The organism is Citrobacter sp. Cc139 (assembly GCF_030334645.1).
Taxonomy (GTDB): Bacteria; Pseudomonadota; Gammaproteobacteria; order Enterobacterales; family Enterobacteriaceae; genus Citrobacter; species Citrobacter werkmanii.
Genome location: NZ_JAOWDM010000028.1, coordinates 1 through 249, shown reverse-complemented (window position 1 = coordinate 249; position 249 = coordinate 1). Strand labels below are relative to the sequence as shown.

Annotated in this window: 1 rRNA gene; it reads right to left on the bottom strand. The window is 43.8% G+C overall.

What is annotated here, in order from left to right:
• Positions 1-81 (bottom strand): 23S ribosomal RNA (locus OGV69_RS01330); the annotation flags it as partial.
• Positions 82-249 lie beyond the last annotated feature (168 nt).

Genomic DNA, 249 nt, shown 5'->3' with positions numbered 1-249 from the left:
CCGGCGCTTATCGCAGATTAGCACGTCCTTCATCGCCTCTGACTGCCAGGGCATCCACCGTGTACGCTTAGTCGCTTAACTTCACAACCCGAAGATGTTTCACTTCTGATTGCGAAAATTTGAGAGACTCGAACACACCATTTATCTGTTCTTATTACGGAGAACAGACACAGTGTGTCGTTTCAATTTTCAGCTTGATCCAGATTTTTAAAGAGCAAATATCTCAAACATGACTCGCAAGTCAGTTTT